Source organism: Sphingobium salicis subsp. salicis (assembly GCF_049472635.1).
GTDB lineage: Bacteria > Pseudomonadota > Alphaproteobacteria > Sphingomonadales > Sphingomonadaceae > Sphingobium > Sphingobium yanoikuyae_A.
Map to the genome: position 1 here is coordinate 49579 of NZ_JAYRCS010000002.1, position 18474 is coordinate 68052.

General features: G+C 63.3%; 19 protein-coding genes. 4 read left to right on the forward strand and 15 right to left on the reverse strand.

The genetic code is table 11. The features are described from left to right. Window positions 1–160 precede the first annotated feature (160 nt). From VHN57_RS24725 to VHN57_RS24740, 4 genes are all read left to right on the forward strand, one after another. On the forward strand, window positions 161–382 hold the full coding sequence (locus VHN57_RS24725; RefSeq protein ID WP_169863481.1) for a hypothetical protein: 222 nt from the start codon (window positions 161–163) through the stop codon (window positions 380–382). Window positions 383–1004: 622 nt separating this feature from the next. Continuing rightward, window positions 1005–2471 carry a multicopper oxidase family protein gene (locus VHN57_RS24730; protein ID WP_037522288.1) on the forward strand — a complete coding sequence of 489 codons (1467 nt, stop codon included), beginning with the start codon at window positions 1005–1007 and terminating at the stop codon, window positions 2469–2471. Window positions 2472–3411: 940 nt separating this feature from the next. Further along, window positions 3412–3549, forward strand: coding sequence for an HAD hydrolase family protein (locus VHN57_RS24735; protein WP_423286528.1), 138 nt, complete (start codon window positions 3412–3414; stop codon window positions 3547–3549). A 5-nt stretch (window positions 3550–3554) separates the two neighbouring features. After that, window positions 3555–4301, forward strand: coding sequence for an HAD-IIB family hydrolase (locus VHN57_RS24740; RefSeq protein WP_004213020.1), 747 nt, complete (start codon window positions 3555–3557; stop codon window positions 4299–4301). A gap of 146 nt (window positions 4302–4447) precedes the next feature. Here VHN57_RS24740 and VHN57_RS24745 read toward each other — a convergent pair whose 3' ends face one another. From VHN57_RS24745 to VHN57_RS24815, 15 genes are all read right to left on the reverse strand, one after another. Next, window positions 4448–4888: a four-helix bundle copper-binding protein gene (locus VHN57_RS24745; RefSeq protein WP_026109687.1), complete on the reverse strand. Its 441-nt coding sequence runs from the start codon at window positions 4886–4888 to the stop codon at window positions 4448–4450. A 14-nt stretch (window positions 4889–4902) separates the two neighbouring features. Continuing rightward, window positions 4903–5346 carry a DUF1622 domain-containing protein gene (locus VHN57_RS24750; RefSeq protein ID WP_004212663.1) on the reverse strand — a complete coding sequence of 148 codons (444 nt, stop codon included), beginning with the start codon at window positions 5344–5346 and terminating at the stop codon, window positions 4903–4905. Beyond that, a complete protein-coding gene (locus VHN57_RS24755; RefSeq protein ID WP_004212662.1) occupies window positions 5333–6055 on the reverse strand; it encodes a hypothetical protein in 723 nt (240 codons plus the stop codon). Before VHN57_RS24755 ends, VHN57_RS24750 begins: the two co-directional genes overlap by 14 nt. Then, window positions 6052–6780 (reverse strand): hypothetical protein, encoded by a 729-nt coding sequence (locus VHN57_RS24760; RefSeq protein WP_017503491.1) that lies wholly within the window; start codon window positions 6778–6780, stop codon window positions 6052–6054. Before VHN57_RS24760 ends, VHN57_RS24755 begins: the two co-directional genes overlap by 4 nt. After that, entirely contained in the window at window positions 6780–8690 is a 1911-nt protein-coding gene (locus VHN57_RS24765; protein WP_004213019.1) for a 2Fe-2S iron-sulfur cluster-binding protein, read from the reverse strand. Before VHN57_RS24765 ends, VHN57_RS24760 begins: the two co-directional genes overlap by 1 nt. Before the next feature lie 23 nt (window positions 8691–8713). Further along, entirely contained in the window at window positions 8714–9034 is a 321-nt protein-coding gene (locus VHN57_RS24770) for a hypothetical protein (protein WP_009824017.1), read from the reverse strand. A 60-nt stretch (window positions 9035–9094) separates the two neighbouring features. Further along, on the reverse strand, window positions 9095–9316 hold the full coding sequence (locus VHN57_RS24775; RefSeq protein ID WP_004212658.1) for a hypothetical protein: 222 nt from the start codon (window positions 9314–9316) through the stop codon (window positions 9095–9097). Further along, window positions 9313–9792: a heavy metal-responsive transcriptional regulator gene (locus VHN57_RS24780; RefSeq protein WP_004213016.1), complete on the reverse strand. Its 480-nt coding sequence runs from the start codon at window positions 9790–9792 to the stop codon at window positions 9313–9315. The genes VHN57_RS24775 and VHN57_RS24780 overlap by 4 nt, the downstream gene beginning before the upstream one ends. 138 nt (window positions 9793–9930) lie before the next feature. Beyond that, on the reverse strand, window positions 9931–10290 hold the full coding sequence (locus tag VHN57_RS24785; RefSeq protein ID WP_009824018.1) for a hypothetical protein: 360 nt from the start codon (window positions 10288–10290) through the stop codon (window positions 9931–9933). A gap of 791 nt (window positions 10291–11081) precedes the next feature. Next, on the reverse strand, window positions 11082–11489 hold the full coding sequence (locus VHN57_RS24790; protein WP_009824019.1) for a YgjV family protein: 408 nt from the start codon (window positions 11487–11489) through the stop codon (window positions 11082–11084). Then, window positions 11441–11656 carry a YgjV family protein gene (locus VHN57_RS24795; RefSeq protein WP_017502291.1) on the reverse strand — a complete coding sequence of 72 codons (216 nt, stop codon included), beginning with the start codon at window positions 11654–11656 and terminating at the stop codon, window positions 11441–11443. Before VHN57_RS24795 ends, VHN57_RS24790 begins: the two co-directional genes overlap by 49 nt. A 125-nt stretch (window positions 11657–11781) precedes the next feature. Then, the gene (locus VHN57_RS24800; protein ID WP_017502290.1) at window positions 11782–12174 is read right to left on the reverse strand and encodes a copper-binding protein; all 393 of its coding nucleotides are present in this window, start codon (window positions 12172–12174) and stop codon (window positions 11782–11784) included. An 11-nt stretch (window positions 12175–12185) separates the two neighbouring features. After that, entirely contained in the window at window positions 12186–15326 is a 3141-nt protein-coding gene (locus VHN57_RS24805) for an efflux RND transporter permease subunit (RefSeq protein ID WP_017502289.1), read from the reverse strand. After that, entirely contained in the window at window positions 15323–16816 is a 1494-nt protein-coding gene (locus VHN57_RS24810; RefSeq protein ID WP_017502288.1) for an efflux RND transporter periplasmic adaptor subunit, read from the reverse strand. Before VHN57_RS24810 ends, VHN57_RS24805 begins: the two co-directional genes overlap by 4 nt. After that, the gene (locus VHN57_RS24815; protein WP_017502287.1) at window positions 16813–18042 is read right to left on the reverse strand and encodes a TolC family protein; all 1230 of its coding nucleotides are present in this window, start codon (window positions 18040–18042) and stop codon (window positions 16813–16815) included. The genes VHN57_RS24810 and VHN57_RS24815 overlap by 4 nt, the downstream gene beginning before the upstream one ends. Between the last annotated feature and the right edge of the window lie 432 nt (window positions 18043–18474).

Genomic DNA, 18474 nt, shown 5'->3' on the forward strand with positions numbered 1-18474 from the left:
AGAACGGCGGGCCAAAGCTGCAGTTGAACCAGGCCACGGTCGTTGGCCACCCCGCCTCGTGATCGGAGCTGGCTTAAGTGCAGGGTCAGCAACCGCCCCGCGACCTACGCAACATGCGGGAGGCTCCGTCCTGGGTTCCCATCTCCCGCATAGCGATCCGATGGTCCTGCATCATCTCACCGTGCATCCGCACTTCGCGGTGTCGCATTCCTTGCATCTGGGCCGTCTCGGACCGAGCCGGCGCCGGCTTCGCCTTGAGCGTCTGCTCAAGGTCCGGCATGCCCGGCGGCATCCCATCGGCGAGAACTGGCCCGGCGCCGACGGCAAGGACGCCAAAGGCTGCGAGCGACGCGATAATCGCTGCTTTCTTGCGCAAATATGATTCCTTCAAGTCTGAGTTTCAGTTCGACCGGACACATGCCCGGTCGATTCTCGCTCCCCAGGGAGCTTGCCGTTGAGATGGTGTCGGCCTGGAGGCGGCAGTATACGTAATTTGCGAAGCTGGCGGTCAGCCTGCAATGTCCGCTTTAGTTCGGCTGCTAGCAAAAGCTGGGCGCGGATGACCGAAGACGGCGGCCATCAAAGCCTCCGCCTAGCCCGAGCACTGGAAAGCGACGCCGCCTGCTGCAGTGGCGAACAGCGAAACGTAAATCGCACGCCGCTTTTGCTTCGGCGCGATCGTGGCAAGGCCCACCGCCGAACCAGCCACTCGGACTGGCCCAGGCTAAATTGTCGGAATAGACGCTCGCTCGGATCGGTGCCGCAGTGATTGAACGCTCGCCTGGCTGATGATTGATCAACTGGCGAGGGCCGCGACCAGCTTAGAAGGGCAATTTTGTCTTCCCAGAGGGGGCGGGCACAAAAGCGATCGGTTCGGGTATTACGGATATTGCCCTCCCGCGCGCCCTTTAAGGGAAGAGCGGCGCTTCGCCTCGGTGGATCTCATCGGGATCGAGAAAAGCGCGCTTGCGTCAGTTTCACGATTGCTCAGGAGGGGCTTCGAAATGACTTTTCTGAATCGGCGAACTCTCTTGGCGGGCGGAGGCCTCCTGCTGGGGGCGGCATGCACGCGCAGATTTGCGACGCCGGACCAAGCAGGCACGCTGCCCATTCCTCGCCTGTTAGATGCACGCGACCATGGGCAGAGAATTGGACTGAGGGCGCAGGAAGGGGAAACCACTTTCTTCCCAGGGCGGCGGAGCGCCACCATGGGATACAACGGCAGCTATCTCGGCCCGACTCTGCGGGTACATCGCGGGGACGACGTGACGGTGACAGTCAGCAACAATCTGTCTGCTGATACCACGGTTCACTGGCACGGGCTGCTCGTACCGGGAGAGCTGGACGGCAGCCCCCACCAGACCATTAGTCCAGGCGAGACTTGGCGTCCGACGCTGCCGATCCGTCAGCCGGCGGCCACTCTCTTTTATCATTCGCATGCACATGGCCAAACGGCGGAGCAGGTCTATGCAGGCCTAGCGGGATTGCTCTTCGTCACCGACGAGGAAGAGCAAGGTCTCGGTTTGCCTTCGGATTATGGCGTCGACGATCTACCAATCTTGATCCAGGATCGGCAGTTCGTGGATGGCCGTCTGGTGTTACCGGCGGGCATGATGGTGGCGCTGGACGGGAGGCGGGGCAACGTTATTCTCGTAAACGGCGCGTACAACCCGCGAGCAGACGTTCCCAGAAGCTTAGTGCGGCTGCGGCTTGTAAATGGTTCGAATGCCCGGACTTACGATCTTTCGTTCAGCGACGGACGAGCCTTTTATTGGATCGGCACCGAGGGCGGCCTTTTGGAAAAGTCCGTTGAATTGCAGTCCCTCCCTCTGGCCTCCGGTCAGCGGGCTGAGATTTTGGTGGACTTCAGCGATGGCAGACCGGTCTCGTTGGTCTCGGCTCCAGACCAAAGCACCCTGAGGATGCATGGCATGAGCATGATGCATCGGCACGAGGCTAGCGAAAACAACGCAGGCAATGAAACTGTCCTCACATTCTCACCGCGCTTGGCATCGAGTAAGCGAGGTAGCACCACGCTTCCCCTCCTCCTGGCGTCCCGCGCGGTGCCAGATCCGGCTACGGTCGTCGCACGGCGACGTCTGGTGCTCAACATGAGGCTGGGAGGCATGATGGATAGCGACGAAGAGCCGCTAACGATCAACCACAGGCGATTCGATATGGATCGAATCGATGAGGAGGTCGAGCTTGGCGCCGTCGAGATATGGAAAGTCTCCGGGCAGAAAATGGCCCATCCCTTCCACATTCATGGAGTGCACTTCGACGTGCTAAGTCGCGATGGCGAGGAGCCAGATCTTCTTGATCAGGGGCCACGTGACACCATCGTCGTGGACGAACCGGTCGAATTATTAATCCGCTTCGACCAGCCTGCTTCAAAAGCGCCCTTCCTGTTCCATTGCCATATCCTGGAGCACGAGGACGAAGGCATGATGGGTCAGTTTTCCGTGACGTAGTGGGAACAACTCAAGAAGCGAAATCCGATCCTGCATCTGCCAATAAGGGGGCAATGCTCGACGTGTGACTTCGAACTCCACTCTCGTTTTTGTTCCCTTTTCGGGCTTGGGCCAGAACGTTTCGCACATCTCGATCGAAGGCATTCGATCATCCCGGACACTTGTGCATCACATGACGAACCCTGCGGTTAGTCACGGCCACCAGGCGCCGCGGGCCGCGCTCTATAATGACCATACGCTTGTCGGGCCGTCCCGCGGCCGCTGTCAGTACTCGCGGCAATGAGTAAAAGATGGTATCGCCGCGTTCATACCACTTTCCTCCGCCAAGCGGCGTCTGGTCAGGCAATCGGATTTCGCTGTAAGATCCGTTGCGATTAAGAACCCAGGCCATCCCCGACTTACAGCCGGATCGGCCATCAAATGACCAGACACCCGCGAGCTTGGTGGTCGAGGTATCTTCCCCTGCGGGAACGACCCTGGCCGGCGAAGGTAGCGTTGGCACAGTGAGCGCGGCGAAAATCGCCCAGATGGAACACGACCACCGTGTGAAAGTGAGCAGCCGGCATCGATATAACCCGTTAAGCGCGATCGTCATACTATTCCCTTCCGATCCACACTCACTCCGCTGAGAGCTTCGTTGGTTGCCCTTGGCAGACTATGCAGACCATCTGCCGGTGGTAATGCGTATTTGTCGCTAGACAGAAGGGACGCCTGCGATGGCATCTGATCGCAGATCGCCCAGGACAAGGCAGCCGGCGCAGAACTTGGGATGACGGTGATCGGCTCATGCGCAGTGCAAGCGAGCAACCACATGAGCGGTAACGGGGGCGACGAGTTCGCTTCCGGACGAGGAAAAGGTGGCCCTATGCCAACAAGCGAGCTGGCGTCGATGCCCTGGCGCGGGCGCTCGGCCACATGCCCAATGACCTGCCCTTTGCTCGTGCGCACCGGCCTATCGATCGCCATGGGCAAGGCGCCTGAGGAGATCCGTAGCGCAGCGCACTACATTTCAACCAGCGACGACAAAGATGGCATCGCCGATGCCATCGACGCATTTCTGCTGCCGCTTGTGGGATGATCATCATGAAGCGACTGGCCGCTTTCGACCTCGATGGAACGCTCGCGCTCAACAAGCAGCCGCTCGACGATGAAATGGCGGATCTGCTTACCCGCCTGCTCGACGTGACGATGGTAGCGATCATCTCCGGAGGCGACTGGCCGCAATTCGAGAAACAGGTGGTGTCGCGCATGCCCGCCCGTGCGCGGCTCGACAATTTTATCATCCAGCCGACCACGGGCACCAAGCTATATCGTCACGCCGACGGCCAATGGACGCGTATCTATGCCGATCTGTTCACCGGCGACGAAAGCCAGCGCATCCGCGAAGCACTGACCAAGGCGGTCGAGCAGGCGGGCTATGCAAACGAGAACATCTGGGGCGAGCAGATCGAGGATCGCGGCAGCCAGATCACATTCTCCGCGCTCGGTCAGCAGGCGCCGCTCGAGGCCAAGGACACGTGGGATCCCGATCACGCCAAGCGCAAGAAATTGCAGGCCCTGCTCCAGCCGTTGCTGCCAGGCTTTGCCATCAATATCGGCGGGGCGACATCGATCGACATCACCCGCGAAGGGATAGACAAGGCCTATGGCCTTAAGCGCCTTTCCGAGCAGACCGGCGTCGCACTCGACGAGATGATCTTCTTCGGTGACGCGATCTTCCCGGGCGGAAATGATTATCCGGCCAAGCATCTCGGGCTGGATACCGTGCGAGTCCGCGACGTTGCCGAAACCAAGTCGGTGGTTGGCGCGATCGCTGCCTGGCTGGTCTAGAAGCGCTACCGCCGATCCTTAACCAGTCCCGCTTTCGCACCCATACGACCCAGCTTCGCAGCGGTCCCACATTGTAGAGCCGACGGATCGCTTCAATGGTGCTGGAGCTGCTTGACCTCACTACGCCTGGGCGCGTTCGAGGAAACTCAGCTCGCCATGTCCGCCATCATCCGACAGCTGGCGGCGCAGTCCTTGCAGGTAGCCGAGCAACGCTTCATCCGCTCGTCCACGACGTGGCTCAGGCATTCCCGCGCACATCGTTCGCAGGCGTCAGCGCAGGCGCGACACAGGATGGTATGGAGCGGGGATTCGCGCAGCATCGAGTTGGCGGTCGCCTGGCACAGTTCCGCACAGTCGTTCAGCATGGCGATCAGCGACGCCGTGGCTGACGCGCCGCCTTGCTTCGTCAGCCAGGCGGCGGTTTCCAGGCACATGCGGTGAGACGCCACGCAATCGTCGATGCAGTCCGTCATCGACATCGCCATCCCTTCCATTCGATGCTGCTGCGCCGCCGCCGGCGCAGCCAGCGTTCCGGCGGCGGCAAGGCCGGCGCCCGCCATCAGCAATTCGCGTCTCTCGATCATGATGCGCCTTCCATCTGCTATCGCTTGAGCGCTGTGCCGCATCCGGCGGCCTCAGCCGTAGCCGGCGACCCATCCGACGCCGCACGCGCCTTCTCCCGCGCCATCCGCGTTTCCTCCCAGGGCCAGTGGCCGTTGATCTCGACCCCGAGCGAGATGCTCAGGAAGGTCCGCACCAGCACAAGCCCGGCCAGCACGATGAGATCGTCGAGCGTCGGGTTGATCACCAGCGACTTGACGATGTCGCCGGCGACCAGAAATTCCAGGCCGAGCAGGATGCTGCGGCCGAGCGCCGATCGGAACGCGCTATAGGCCTCGGTTCGGTCGCCCGCCCTCGCCCGCCGCGCAAACAGAAAGGTTGCGAGCCCCGCGCCGACCAGGATGGTCAGCGTGCCCGCCAGTTCCAGGCCGATCACCGCGAGCCGGAAGAAGGCGCTCAGCCAGTCGGCCTCAATGGTGATCATACCAGCCTCGCTTGCGGATATTGTTGAAGCTGTCGGTAGCGTGACAGGCATAGCATTGGTCGACGCGCGCCTTCGACCCGGCTGCGCGCTGCGAGACCATGCTGAAATGCTCCATGAAGTGACTGGGCGGCGCCTTGTGGCACTCGGCGCACTGCGTCGAATTGACCGATGGATGGCGGTAATTGGCGATCTTCCAGCTGTCGGTCTTGTGACAGCTCGCGCAGTCGGTGCCGAACAGGCCCTGGTGCGGATCGCGGAACGCATGGCAGCTCGCGCAATTGAGCGCGGTCTCGGGGGTCAGGCTTCGAGTGTTTGTCGACATGCCCGCCAAAGGCTGCCGCCACTTTGCCATGTCGAGCAAGGCGGCGTGATCCATGCGGATGATGCCGCGCTCTCCCTCATGTTCGACGTGGCAGGAGGTGCACTGCGTCGCTTTCGCGTGGAACTGCGTCGACTGCTTCGTCCCGAAATCCGTGCCCGCATGGCAGGTGAGACAGGTCCGGGTTTCGACGCCCTTGCCCGGCGTGTGGCAGGCCGTGCATTGGCCGGCGAAGGACTGGTGGGCGCTCGAGAGCGGGCCGGGCGCTACGAGCTGCGCCACCAGGCCGGCATCCCTCGGCGCGTCCGATCGCATCCGGATCGCGACCGCGGCGACCATCACCAGCAGGGCCGCGATGAAGACGGCGTAGGAAAGACGCTGCCAGCTCATAGCCAGCGCAGCCCGTAATAGATCGCCGCGCCGACGTGGAGCGCGAGCAGCGCGAAGATGAGACAGCCCAGCAGGATGTGCAGGAACCGCCATCGCGCGAACAGGGTGTTGGTCGCCTCTTCGGCGCGGATCGCGAATTCGGTATCGGCCAGCGCCGCGGCGATCCCCGCCTTGTCCTGGGGGTGCTGGCCCGCGGGCGCATCCCCGGCGACGAACAGATAGCGCCTCCAGCCCGACAGCGGCGCGGCTGCGGTATCGGCCTGCGTCGGCGCGGCCGGCTCCTCGAGGAAGGCGGCGCGAAGCGAAGCCAGTTCCGACCTGCGTCCGCGCAGCGCCCGACCAAGCTGGGCAAGCAGGTAGCGGCCGATGAAGCCGGTGATGACCGTCATCAGCAGAAGGATGGTCAGAAGCAGTCCGACCGGGCTTTCGAGCTTGTGCGCGGCGTGGACCAGACCCAGGATCGGCGCCAGCACGCCGGCATAGATGTGGATGGCGAGCAGGGTCGGCTTGCTGACGAGCCGGGAGAGCGCCTTGTCGACCCAGGCGATATGCTTGGCCGCGACATAGGGAAGCGTCAGCAGCATCAGCACGAGCGCTGCGATCCCGATGATCCCGCCGGCCAGGCTGCCCGGAAAGCGCGGTGACACATGCACGAGGTAGCCGAACGGGAACAGCAGCAGGAACGCGACCAGCAGGCCGACGGCGATGTCGCTGCGTTCGCGCATCAGGCTTCGACCACGAGCGGCGTGCCCGTGCCCTTCGCCTGGCACGCGAGCACATAGCCCTGCGCCTTGTCGGCGGGCGCGAGGCCGGACTCGACCTCCATCGTCACCTCGCCTTGCAGCAGCTTGACGACGCAGGCGCCGCATGTGCCCGCACGGCAGGCATAGGGGATCTCGACGCCCGCGCCCTCGGCCGCCTCGAGCACGGTCTCGTCCGCGGGCAAAGCCGCCGACACCCCCGACACGGAGAAGGTCACCGTGCTCGGTGCCACCTCGGCGCTCGGGGCCGGCTTAGCTGCTGGCGCGGGCGCGGGCTTGACCTCGAGATCCTCGTGGTCGGCCGGCAGCGAGGCCGGACCGAACGCCTCGGTGTGCAGCTGCGCTTCGGGGACGCCGAGTTCCGCCAGCACGCCGCGCATCGCGCCCATCATCGCCGGCGGGCCGCACATATGGATCCGCCGGCTCGCGATCTCCGGCACCGCGGCCAGGATCATCTCGCGGGTGATCGGCCCTTCGGGGCCCATCCAGACGGTGCCGGGCGCGCGCTGCATCGCGGCGACGACATGGAGGTTGGGAAAACGGCGTTCGAGCCGTTCGAGCTCGTCGCGGAACACGAATTCCTCGGTCGACCGTGCGCCGTAGAAGAAGAAGATATCACCCTTCCACGCGGTGTCGGTGAGATAGCGCAGCACCGACATCATCGGGGTGATGCCGACCCCGCCCGCGATCAGCACGATGCTCTGGGCATCCGTTCCCGTGAAGGTGAAGGCGCCGAACGGTCCGCTGACCTTCAGCAGATCGTCGGCGACGACCTTGTCGTGCAGGTATCGCGAGACCACGCCCTGCTCCTCGCGCTTGACCGTCAGTTCGACATAGGCCCGCTGGGTCGGCGAAGAGGCGATCGTGTAGGAACGGCGCGCGGTCTTGCCCGCTTCGGGCTCTACCTCGACCTGCAGGAACTGGCCCGGCAGGAAGTCGAACGGCAGCCGGTCGGCGGCCGGGTCCGCGAGCCGGAAGGTCAGCACGCTCGGCGTCTCTCGCACGATCTGGACCACGCGCAGCTGCCCCGCCCAGCTTTTGGGCTTGCGCAGCGAAGCTCCCGCGGGCGCGGCCGCATTGCTCGAGGCGAGCCCGGCGCTGCCGGCAACGGGGGCAGGTGCGGGCGCGAACTTCGCAGCGGGCGGGACAGCCTTCGGCTCCGGCTTTTCCGAGGTCTTGGCGGTGGCGACACCGCCGGCGATCGCCCCGATCCGCCGGAGGCGGAAGATCTGCAGCGCGATCAGCGTGGCGCTCACCAGCCCCAGGAAGAGCATGAGAAGGAGGTGTGAGGGCGAGATGCCGAACCAGTGGTCGGCATGGCCGGGCGCGGCCTGGTCGATGTCGAGCTGATCGCGCAGCCAGGCAAGCCCGACCTCCCGGGGCGGCTGCAAGCCGCCGATCGCGCCCTGCGCGGCGGTGCCGGACCGGAACAGGTCGGTTCCCTCGCGCAGGCGGCGCGCCGCATCGAGCCGGGCCGAGACCGTGGTTGCACGCGCGCCGTCGGCCGAGGCGGCGTTGATCATCGCTAGGCCCGTGCTTACCCGTTCGCCAGCCTGCGCAGCGACCCGCTGCCTTGCCGCTTCGTCGAGCGCGGGAAAGGCGAGCAGTTGCGAGATGAAGCCGGTCCGGCGCGATTCGTGGCCGTGCTCATTCTCCCCTTCCCCATTGATCATGCGATCCATCATGGGGTTCATCATCTTCGCCATGTCCGACGACCCCGACGATGCCGGTGCGGACATGCCCCCGCCGGCCGGCATGCCTGCGCCATGATGCGCGGCATGATCCTCGCCCTCCTGCGCGCCCGCGCCCGCGGACAGGCTGAGAGCGATTGCGCAGCCGAGGCTCAAGCGTCGAAGGCTGATCCGCCTGGACATCCTCATCCCCTTTTTCAGCGCGCTTACATATCCTTCATCGGCATCGCCGAATTGCCCGGCGCGGGATCGGGTGCCGGCGCGGTCTGGTTGCCGGCCCCGGCGCGCATCGCGTCATGGTCCATCGCCTGACGGTGATGCCGCTCCATCTCGGCCTGGTTGCTCATCGCGTCCATCGACGCCGCGTCTGCAGCGTTGCCGCTGTCGGTCAGGACCGGGGTGGCGGCGACGCTGTTCGCCGCGGGCGGCACCGTCTGGTCGGCCTGGCGGTCGCAGCCCGAAAGCGCGAGCGCCAGCAACAGGCTTCCGCCGACAAGCGGAAGGGCTTTTTTCGCATGGTCGATCATAGCTTGCTCCTTGGCTTGAAAACTGTGGTCCCGGGCGCCGGGGATGGCGCCCGGACCGGCTCATTGCGCGCTGCGCAGGATCTGAAGGCACCGGTCGTGCGAGAGGTTCATCGGGTTGCGCCCCTGCCCCTTCATCTCGCCATGATCATGCGGCGTCTGGAGACCCATATTGCCCTCCATCGCCCGGCAACTCTCGACCTGCGCCGAGGTCGGCCGCGTGGTTACACAGGCGCCTAGAAGCAGCGCCGGCGTGAGGACGGCGATCAAACGCATTTTCTTCATGACAAAAGCCCTTTCGCTAGTGATGATCGTTCGTCCTGCGCTGCCTGATGTTTCTTGTTATGCTGTTGGTCTTTCCGCCGCGCCGTCAGGAAGGCGAGGATCGGGCAATCGGAGACGGGCACTTCGCCCGGGCATTCGTCGGCGAGCATCCGCAGCATGTCGCGGATATCCGACAGGCGCTCGAGCCGGGCTTCGGCGTCCGCGATCTTGGCAAGCGTGATATCGAGCACGGCCTGGGCATGCGCGGTGTCCGACGCCCTGAGCGCCAGCAGCTGCCGGGCCTGTTCGAGTGTGAAACCAAGCTCCTGCGCCGAGCGGATGAAATTGACGCGCTCGAGGTCGGTCGCGTCGTAGAGCCTGTAGCCCGCTGCCGTGCGCGCGGGTTCGCGCAGCAAACCCATCCGCTCATAATAGCGGATCGTGTCGCGGCCCACGCCCGCAGCGGCGGCCAGTTCGCCGATCTTGAAATTGCCCATGTCATCCGCTCGATCATCATGCCGGTTGTGTCCAGGGTCAAGCGGTTCGCTTTGACCCCGAACGGTCCGTTGCCGCCGGCAGCCCGCTGCCCCGACGTCTCGCATCCGGGCAGCTTGTGCCGGCGGGCCACCGGCTCGTCAGTTCTTGCGAAGCTCGACGATGTCGTGCTTGGCAGGCGTACCGTCGGCGACGGACACGTGCGCGAAGTGATCATCGAAGATATGATCGATCGTCACATGGCCGATGAGCTGGCGGTGATAAGTCGGCGCCACGCCTTTGGACGGACCCGGATGGGTCACGACGCGATAGACCTCGAGCTTCTGGCCGACCTCGGCGCCATCGGCCTTTCCGATGCAGACGACCGTGCCGTTGCTGCCCGTGTCGACGATCGAACCGCGCATGAACCAGGTGTGGCCGATACCTTGCGCGAATAGCGGAGAGGCGCCGAGCATCGAGATTCCGGCCAGCGCCACCATGATGGACTTCTTCATCATCATCTTGACTCCTTGAGTGAGCGTTGAGAACTGCTGCTCGATTTCTCGAGGGGAAGATTTTGTTTCTTCGCCCACAGGACTATGGTCCCGGGTCCAAGCTCGGTATACGTAGTGTTCGCAGCCGAAGTTTTTCGGGCAAGGTGTCTGAAGGCCGGGCTTACTCGTACGTAACGATCCAGGGCACGACTTTCGTGTTTATGAAACGTAGTCTGGAACCAGGCCTTAACCCCTGAGGACAAGCGCTTTACGTCCAGCTGGCCGCGCAAAACGGCTACGTTGGCGATAGAAGAAGGTCGTCGAAGGTTCGTCCGACGAATTTACGCTTCGCTATCTCCCTCGTATCTCACGAGCAATTCCTTGCGGGCTGCCATTTCGGTCGCAACAGATGCCACCCGGGCAGGCGGAGCAGGCGGTGCCTGCAGCTCCGGAGAAAGCGCCTTTCCAGCCTACTCCAGTGCTCCCTGCCGCACCCCTAAGCCCCGCCATCATCAACGGGAGCGAAAGACTGTGGCGGCCTTTCCGGAATCCACCAGACCTGGCAAAGGCCCCACTCTGCTGACAATTTCATTTCGACCTCGACCGGAACTGATGGCATCTAGGCATGGCCCCAGCCAAGTCAGGCGGCGGCCAGGGGCTACGCGTAGCGCGACCGGTCCCGGGATCGATCCCGATCAACAACATCCGGAACGCCTTCGGCGTCCTCGTTGAAATCGCGAATTGCGGCGCGGCGCCATCCGCTGTTTTGCTCACTTCCGGAAGGAGCCACCCTCATTCCATCGTCGCGCGAAACTCTGTCATCCGGTCCGCTTCAAACGCGTTGGTGCCGGGATGAATGTGCTGATCAGCGTATTCCAAACAGAGATCGACAACAAAGGATTTCGATTCCGGACAACGAACTTCATCAGGTTCGCGAGGTTCGAGACCAAGGATACCAAATCAGTGCCCAAGGCGAACAAAGCTCCGACCATCATATTGTGGACGAGCCAGAATGGGGCCCCTACGAGAAAAAGGCCTTTCATCCGCGTAGTCGAGGTTTGGAGCCGTGCGAAGCTGCCCAACGAACTGCCCGTGAACGCCAGAGCTGAGGGGAGACCGTGCCAGGTCACAACCGACAGAAAAGCCATCAAAATCAGACTAGCGCCGTAAAGCCTCGTCACCACATAGCGATCACGCACTGACGCGGAAATGCGAGCTGCGAACATGAAATGAGGCACGCTATCGCCGCAGTGGGTGAGCCGAGCATCAAAAAATAGAGCGCGAAGGCGGCAGCACCCGCGCTCTGGATTTTCACCGCGGTTCGATAGTCGTCGAAAAACGGCCAGCTAATGACGCACAAAAGCGCGACGCAGCCGAACGCGGTGGCAATCATGATTGCCGCCACCCGGTTGTTTCGCTCAAGACCTGCGTTTCGCGCCCAGCTCTATCTTTCTTCATAGTGCAAGCGTGAACGAACAAGGTTAATTACGATTTAAGAACGCCCGTAGTAGCGCGGATTTACGGCTGCTTTTGGATCGCCGTTACCTCGCCGGCGTTGCCCGTCAACATAAGGTCAAAATCGACCTTATCGCCAACCTTCACTGCATCTGTGATCGCCGGGGCAGCCTTGAACGCCATTGTCATTGCCGGCCATTTGGCTTCGGGGATGGCGCCATGATCGAGTGTGATCGTGCCCGCAGACTTGTCGATCGCGGTGACCGTGCCGTGTCCCTTCACCTTGATTGCAGTGGCAGCCGACGGCTCCATCGCCATATTTGCCATGTTGCCGCTCATAGCGGCGGCGGGTTCTGCCTTGTTGGTCTCGACCGCAACGGGCGGTTCGGCTTTTTTCCCGCAAGCGACGGTCAGTGCCGCGAGGCCGAGGGCAAAGGTCAGTCGTCCGTAGTTCATGGTCTTCTCCTTTATAATGAAACGTGTTGGTCATTGGGCTTCATCTTCGGCCGCCGAAGCAGCAGATAGGCGGCAGGCAGGACGAACATCGACAACAGCGGCGCGGTCAGCATGCCGCCTATCATCGGCGCGGCGATCCGGCTCATGACTTCGGATCCGGCGCCCGATCCCAGCAGGATCGGCAAGAGGGCAGCGAGGATCACGGCGACCGTCATCGCCTTGGGCCGAACGCGGAGCAGTGCGCCTTCGCGCACTGCCGTCTCGACCTCGGCGACATCCGGATCGGTGCGCTCTTCCAAGGCGTTCTTCAGGTAGATCAGCATCACGACGCCGAATTCGGCGGAGACGCCAGCGAGCGCGATGAAACCTACCCCGGTGGCGACCGACTGGTTGAAGCCGAGCAGATAGAGGATCCAGATGCCGCCGGTGAGCGCGAACGGCAACGTCCCCATGATCAAAGCTGCTTCATCGAACCGCCCGAAGATCATGTAGAGCAGCACGAAGATGATCAGCAGCGTCGCCGGCACGACGAGCTTCAATTTGGCAACGGCACGCTGGAGATATTCGAACTGTCCCGAATAGGCGACGCTAACCCCTGGCGAGAGCGTCACCTGTCTTGCGATCGCATGCTGCAGGTCACTCACGACCGACGCAAGGTCGCGTCCGCGCACGTCGACATAGACCCAGGTCGATGGGCGGGCGTTTTCGGTCTTGAGCATCGGGGGCCCCTCAGCGATCGAGACGCGCGCAATGGTGCCGAGCGTGATCTGCTGTCCGGACGGGGTCAGGACCGGCAGCATCCGTATTCCGTCAAGACTGTCGCGTAGCTCCCGCGGATAGCGGACGCTGATCGGATACCGTGCCAGCCCCTCGACCGTCTCGCCGATCGTCTCGCCGCCGATCGCGCCAGAGACGATCCGCTGCACGTCCGTAATATTGAGCCCAAATCGGGCGGCAGCGGCCCGATCGACATCGACATCGACATAGCGCCCGCCCGTCAAGCGCTCTGCGAGCGCCGAACTGACCCCAGGCACGGTTTTCGCAACTGTCTCGACATCGTGCGCGATGCGGTCGAGCTCAGCGAGGTCAGCACCCGACACCTTGACCCCGATCGGGCTCTTGATGCCGGTCGCCAGCATGTCGATCCGGTTGCGAATGGGCGGCACCCACACATTGGCGAGGCCGGGCAGTTTTACCGTTCGATCAAGCTCCTCGACCAGCTTGTCCGGAGTCATGCCCGGTCGCCATTGGTCGCGAGGTTTGAACTGGATCGTCGTCTCGAACATCTCAAGCGGCGCAGGATCGGTGGCAGTCTCGGCGCGGCCGGCCTTGCCGAACACGCTCTCGACCTCGGGCACGGTCTTGATCAGGCGGTCGGTCTGCTGGAGCAGGTCCGACGCCTTCGCCGCCGAGAGACCCGGCAGCGCCGAGGGCATGTAGAGCAGATCACCCTCCTCCATCTTCGGCATGAACTCGCCGCCAAGCTGGGTGAGCGGCCAGGCGGTTGTTGCAAAAGCGAGCGCCGCGATCAGCAGTACGGTCCTTGGCCGCCGCATCGTCCAGTCGAGCGCGGGCCGGTAGATGTTCGTCAGCCAGCGATTGACCGGGTTGGACTGCTCGGGCGGAATCTTGCCCCGGATCAGCAAACCCATGAGCACCGGCACCAGGGTCACCGACAGGATCGCCGCCGACGCCATCGCATAGGTCTTGGTGAAAGCGAGCGGTGCGAACAGCCGTCCTTCCTGTCCTTCCAGCGTGAACACCGGAATGAACGACAGGGTGATGATCAGAAGGCTGAAGAACAGCGCTGGCCCAACTTCGGCTGCCGCTTCGGTGATGACGGTCCATCGGGTATCCCCCTCGAGATGTTCGTCCGGGTGATCCTCCTCCCATCGCTCGATTTTCTTATGGGCATTCTCGATCATGACGACCGCGGCATCGACCATCGCGCCGATGGCGATCGCGATGCCGCCCAACGACATGATGTTGGCATTGACCCCCTGGAAACGCATGACGACGAAGGCTGCCAGCACACCAAGCGGAAGCGTGAGAATTGCAACGAGCGCCGAACGGACATGCCAAAGGAAGAGCCCGCAGACGATCGCAACGACTATGAATTCCTCGACCAGCTTGTGGGTCAGATTCTCAACGGCGCGGTCGATGAGCTGCGAGCGATCATAGACCGTAACCACATCGACGCCGGGTGGCAGGCCCTTCTTGAGCTCTGCGAGCTTGTCCTTGACCGCCGCGATTGTCTCGCGCGCATTCTTGCCCGAGCGCAGGATCACAACGCCGCCCGCGACCTCGCCCTCACCGTTCAGTTCGGCAATCCCGCGCCGCATCTCGGGGCCGGCCTGGATCGTGGCAACGTCGCCCAGTCGCACCGGCACACCGCCGGCTGCGGTCCTTAAGGGAATGGCGCGGAAATCGTCGAGCGTCTTCAGATAGCCGGAGACACGGACCATATATTCGGCCTCGGCCATCTCCAGTACCGAGCCGCCGCTCTCCTGATTGGCCTTCTGAATGGCATCGACCGTCTGGGCGTGGGTCACGCCGTAGGCGGCGAGCTTCACCGGATCGAGCAGCACCTGATATTGCTTCACCATGCCGCCAATGCTGGCGACCTCTGCGACCCCCGTTACCGTTTTCAGCTCGTAGCGCAGGAACCAGTCCTGAAGCCCGCGAAGCTGCGAGAGATCGTGGCGGCCAGTGCGATCGACCAGCGCATATTCATAGACCCAGCCCACCCCGGTCGCATCCGGCCCCAGCGCGCTGCGGGCGCTGGCCGGCAGCCGGCCTTGTACCTGGTTGAGATATTCGAGCACGCGGCTGCGCGCCCAATAGAGATCGGTGCCGTCCTCGAAGATCACATAGACAAAGCTGTCGCCGAAGAAGGAATAGCCGCGGACGGTCTTTGCGCCGGGCACAGAGAGCATTGTGGTGGTGAGCGGATAAGTGACTTGGTTCTCGACGATCTGCGGCGCCTGCCCGGGATAGGAGGTGCGGATGATCACCTGCGTGTCCGAGAGATCGGGCAACGCATCGATCGCGGTCGATCGCACCGCCCAGACGCCCACGCCGATCAGCGTCAGCACCCCGATCATGACGAAGAAGCGGTTTCTGACTGACCAGCGGATGAGATGGGCGATCACTGGCCCATTACCTTCGCCATGCGTCGCACGGTTGGTCCACTCGGTGGTTGATCGAACCCGAACCGGACCCGGTCGCCCGTCTTTAAGCCGCGCGCGACTTTCGGGTCTGTGAGCTGAAACGTCATCGTCATCGCTGGCCAGCCAATGGCTGGCACGGCTTGATGGCTCAGCGTCACCGACTGGGCGGTGATCTTTTCGATCGTACCGACGGTCTCATAGACTGCGCCGGTCGGCATAGGTTTGGCAGGACTCTTTGGCATGTCAGCACCGATCGGCCGTGCTTCCACGCCCGAGAGGCTTGCTTCGGAATCGATCAGGAACTGACCCGAAGCGACGATCTTTTCGCCTTCGCTCAGGCCCGCCAGAATCTCCGTATCATCGCCAGCTTCCCTCCCAGTTTGCACCTCGGCAGGGCGGTAGCGCCCCTTGTCGAGCGCGAGCATGACCAACGTGCGCTTGCCAGTGCGGATCAGGGCTTCGGACGGCACCAGCAACGCCGGCTGCGCGCTCCCGCCAAACGAGACGGTCGCAAACATGCCGGGACGCAGTCGCCCGCCGCGATTGGGCAGCTCGATCCGAACGGTGAGTGTGCGGCTGTCGGCCTGTGTCTCGGGGAGGATCGCCGAAACGCGCCCGGAGATGGTTTCGCCGGGGAAGGCTGCAAGCGCGGCTCGCACCGCTTGTCCAGGCTTCAAGGGACCGGCGACCGCTTCCGGCACGGCGGCATTCAACCAGACCGTGCCGAGCCCGTTGACCTCGGCAAGCGTCTGGCCTGCCATCAAGGTCATGCCGCCCCGCACGTTCAACGTCTTGATCACGCCGCCCGTGGGCGTGGAGATGGTGATCACATTATGCGGTCGTCCGGTTTGCTCGACCGATGCGATCGTGCCGGAGGGCATGCCGAGCAGCATGAGCCGTTGACGCGCGGCCTGGATCAGAGCGGCGTTGCCGGTGCGGCGGACCGCCAGAAACTCGGTCTGTGCGCCGCCCCATTCCGGCACCAGAACATCGGCAAGCGGCGCGCCTGCACCGATCACATCACCAGGTGCGCGGCCATAGACACGGGAAACGAAGCCGCCTGCACGCGCCTGAACGATCGCAACGTCGCGCTGGTTGAAGTCGATCGTGCCGGTGGCGGTGAGACTGCTCGCCAATTCGCCGCGCCGCACAGCCACCGTTCGCATCCCGAGCGCCTGGGAGGCGGACGGGTCGATCGATATTCCCGGCTGTGCCGCGCTTGCCCCCACCTCATCCGCATAGCGCGGGATTGTTTGCATTCCCATCGACGACAGGCCTGGACCGTCATGATGCTCAGCGGGGATCATCGGGTCATACCAATAGAGGATCTTGCGTGCCGGCGGTTTGGCGGCCGTAGCGTCGGGTGATCCTCCTCTCCATTCAGAGATGGTGAAACCGACCCCGCCAGCGGCGACCGCGAGCAGCGCCGCGGCACCGAAAAGGCCGCCCCGAGGGATTGTGAAATGGCTCATTGCGATTCGCTCCGATACGTAAGGTTCAGTCGAACACCGTCAGCAGCGACAAGGGCTTCACGGTCGAGAGTGTTGAGGGTGACGTCGGCAAGGGCCGCATAGGCATCCGCGATATCGACAAGATTGGCGCGACCTGCCCCGTAGCTTGCCGTCTCCAACGTCACCCGCTGCTCGGCGAGTGGCAGCAATGTGTCCCGCGCGCGCAGCCACTGTTCATGATGCATGATATGGTCCGCAAGATCGGTTTCGAGATCAGCGGCCAGCGCCCGCAGGGCCGCGTCGCGTTCGGCCAGGATGCGTCCGGCATTCTCCTGGGCCGCCGCAATGCCCGCATTCTGTCGACTGCGGGTAAAGAAGGGCAGACTGACCGTCACACCGGCTGACACATAATCTCCAAAACGAGGGTCGCGGCGTTGATAGGCAAGGTTCACCCCGAAGTCGGAACGGCGGTTGGCATCGGCCATACGCACATCGGCCATTGCCTGACCGGACTGGGCGTCGATCATTGCCATGGTGGGAAGGCGATCCAGGCCAGCGCGCAGTTCGGCCCCATCGACAGGGAAGTCGGGAATAGATCCGGCAATTTCAGGCGCCGGGTCACCCGTCCATCGCGTCAGAGCAGCCCGTGCCCGCGCTATGTTTGAGACCAGTTCGCTGCGACGATCTTCTAATGAGGCGATAGCCTGTCGGCCGGCAAGAGTCTGCGCAGGCCGGGCATTGCCCGACGCGACGGCACTGGGCGTTGTCCGCACCACGCGCTCCAGACGGGCTAGAAGATCATCAAGCGCGGTCAGCCGGCGCTCGGCATAGGCAAGGTTGATCCAGGCAAGCGCAGTGCCGACCTCAACCGAACGCGCCTCAAATGCGGTGTCGGCATCTGCAGCCTTGATATCGCTGTCAGCGCGGGCGCGTTGCGCACGGCGCTTGGCGAGGTTGGGAATATCCTGGGACACGCCCACCCGCGCCATCGTGAAATTGTCCTGCCCGGGAGCAAACGCCAATGGCCCCGAGATCGGGAAACTGTCGAGCCCAACGGCCAGAGTCGGATCAGGTAGCGATCCGGCGCCGCCACGAGCGGAACGAGCGGCCTCGGCGGCGAGCGCCTTGGCCTTGATCGACGGCGCTTCCTGCCGCGCGCGCTGGAGCGCAGCGTCGAAAGTGAGGGGACCAGCGAATGCAACGCCGGGGATCGCCGCGAGCAGCGGCAGACAAACAAACAATCGCATGGAAAACTCCTGATCGGAGGATCAGGCCGGCGTCGCGCACTCTGGCAGGCATGTCAGTGGCGGCGGGATGGGGGCAATCCCGCCGCCACTGCTGGCCTGGCCGTCTATGCGACCTTACACGGCCAGAGGCTGTGCCTAGCCGGCCGAGGGAGCCGACGAAGGCGATGCCATGCTATGCATCTCCTTCATGCAGTCCGCCGCGCTCATCTTCATCATGTCGCAGTTGCAGTTCGCCATCTGCGGAGCATCGGGCACCCAGACGCGACGGGGGCTCATAGATGGCGCACGCGGGCCATAGTTTGGCGATTAACGCCATTCATAATGGCCAGACTGCGAGTTTGTGTTGGGTTCGCCGGCGAAAGCGGCAACGGGAGCGGCAAGCGCAATGCCCAGCAGGGCATAGAAAACACGGTTCTTCATGACTGTAATCCT

Excerpts from the sequence above, each read along its gene's own strand:
- VHN57_RS24800 (WP_017502290.1), bottom strand. The coding sequence starts at position 12,174 with ATGAACTACGGACGACTGACCTTTGCCCTCGGCCTCGCGGCACTGACC.
- VHN57_RS24750 (WP_004212663.1), bottom strand. The coding sequence starts at position 5,346 with ATGATCACCATTGAGGCCGACTGGCTGAGCGCCTTCTTCCGGCTCGCG.
- VHN57_RS24795 (WP_017502291.1), bottom strand. The coding sequence starts at position 11,656 with ATGATTGCCACCGCGTTCGGCTGCGTCGCGCTTTTGTGCGTCATTAGC.
- VHN57_RS24775 (WP_004212658.1), bottom strand. The coding sequence starts at position 9,316 with ATGAAGAAAATGCGTTTGATCGCCGTCCTCACGCCGGCGCTGCTTCTA.
- VHN57_RS24790 (WP_009824019.1), bottom strand. The coding sequence starts at position 11,489 with ATGTTCGCAGCTCGCATTTCCGCGTCAGTGCGTGATCGCTATGTGGTG.
- VHN57_RS24740 (WP_004213020.1), top strand. The coding sequence starts at position 3,555 with ATGAAGCGACTGGCCGCTTTCGACCTCGATGGAACGCTCGCGCTCAAC.
- VHN57_RS24780 (WP_004213016.1), bottom strand. The coding sequence starts at position 9,792 with ATGGGCAATTTCAAGATCGGCGAACTGGCCGCCGCTGCGGGCGTGGGC.
- VHN57_RS24815 (WP_017502287.1), bottom strand. The coding sequence starts at position 18,042 with ATGCGATTGTTTGTTTGTCTGCCGCTGCTCGCGGCGATCCCCGGCGTT.
- VHN57_RS24765 (WP_004213019.1), bottom strand. The coding sequence starts at position 8,690 with ATGTCCAGGCGGATCAGCCTTCGACGCTTGAGCCTCGGCTGCGCAATC.
- VHN57_RS24770 (WP_009824017.1), bottom strand. The coding sequence starts at position 9,034 with ATGATCGACCATGCGAAAAAAGCCCTTCCGCTTGTCGGCGGAAGCCTG.
- VHN57_RS24755 (WP_004212662.1), bottom strand. The coding sequence starts at position 6,055 with ATGAGCTGGCAGCGTCTTTCCTACGCCGTCTTCATCGCGGCCCTGCTG.
- VHN57_RS24785 (WP_009824018.1), bottom strand. The coding sequence starts at position 10,290 with ATGATGATGAAGAAGTCCATCATGGTGGCGCTGGCCGGAATCTCGATG.
- VHN57_RS24730 (WP_037522288.1), top strand. The coding sequence starts at position 1,005 with ATGACTTTTCTGAATCGGCGAACTCTCTTGGCGGGCGGAGGCCTCCTG.
- VHN57_RS24810 (WP_017502288.1), bottom strand. The coding sequence starts at position 16,816 with ATGAGCCATTTCACAATCCCTCGGGGCGGCCTTTTCGGTGCCGCGGCG.
- VHN57_RS24725 (WP_169863481.1), top strand. The coding sequence starts at position 161 with ATGGTCCTGCATCATCTCACCGTGCATCCGCACTTCGCGGTGTCGCAT.
- VHN57_RS24760 (WP_017503491.1), bottom strand. The coding sequence starts at position 6,780 with ATGCGCGAACGCAGCGACATCGCCGTCGGCCTGCTGGTCGCGTTCCTG.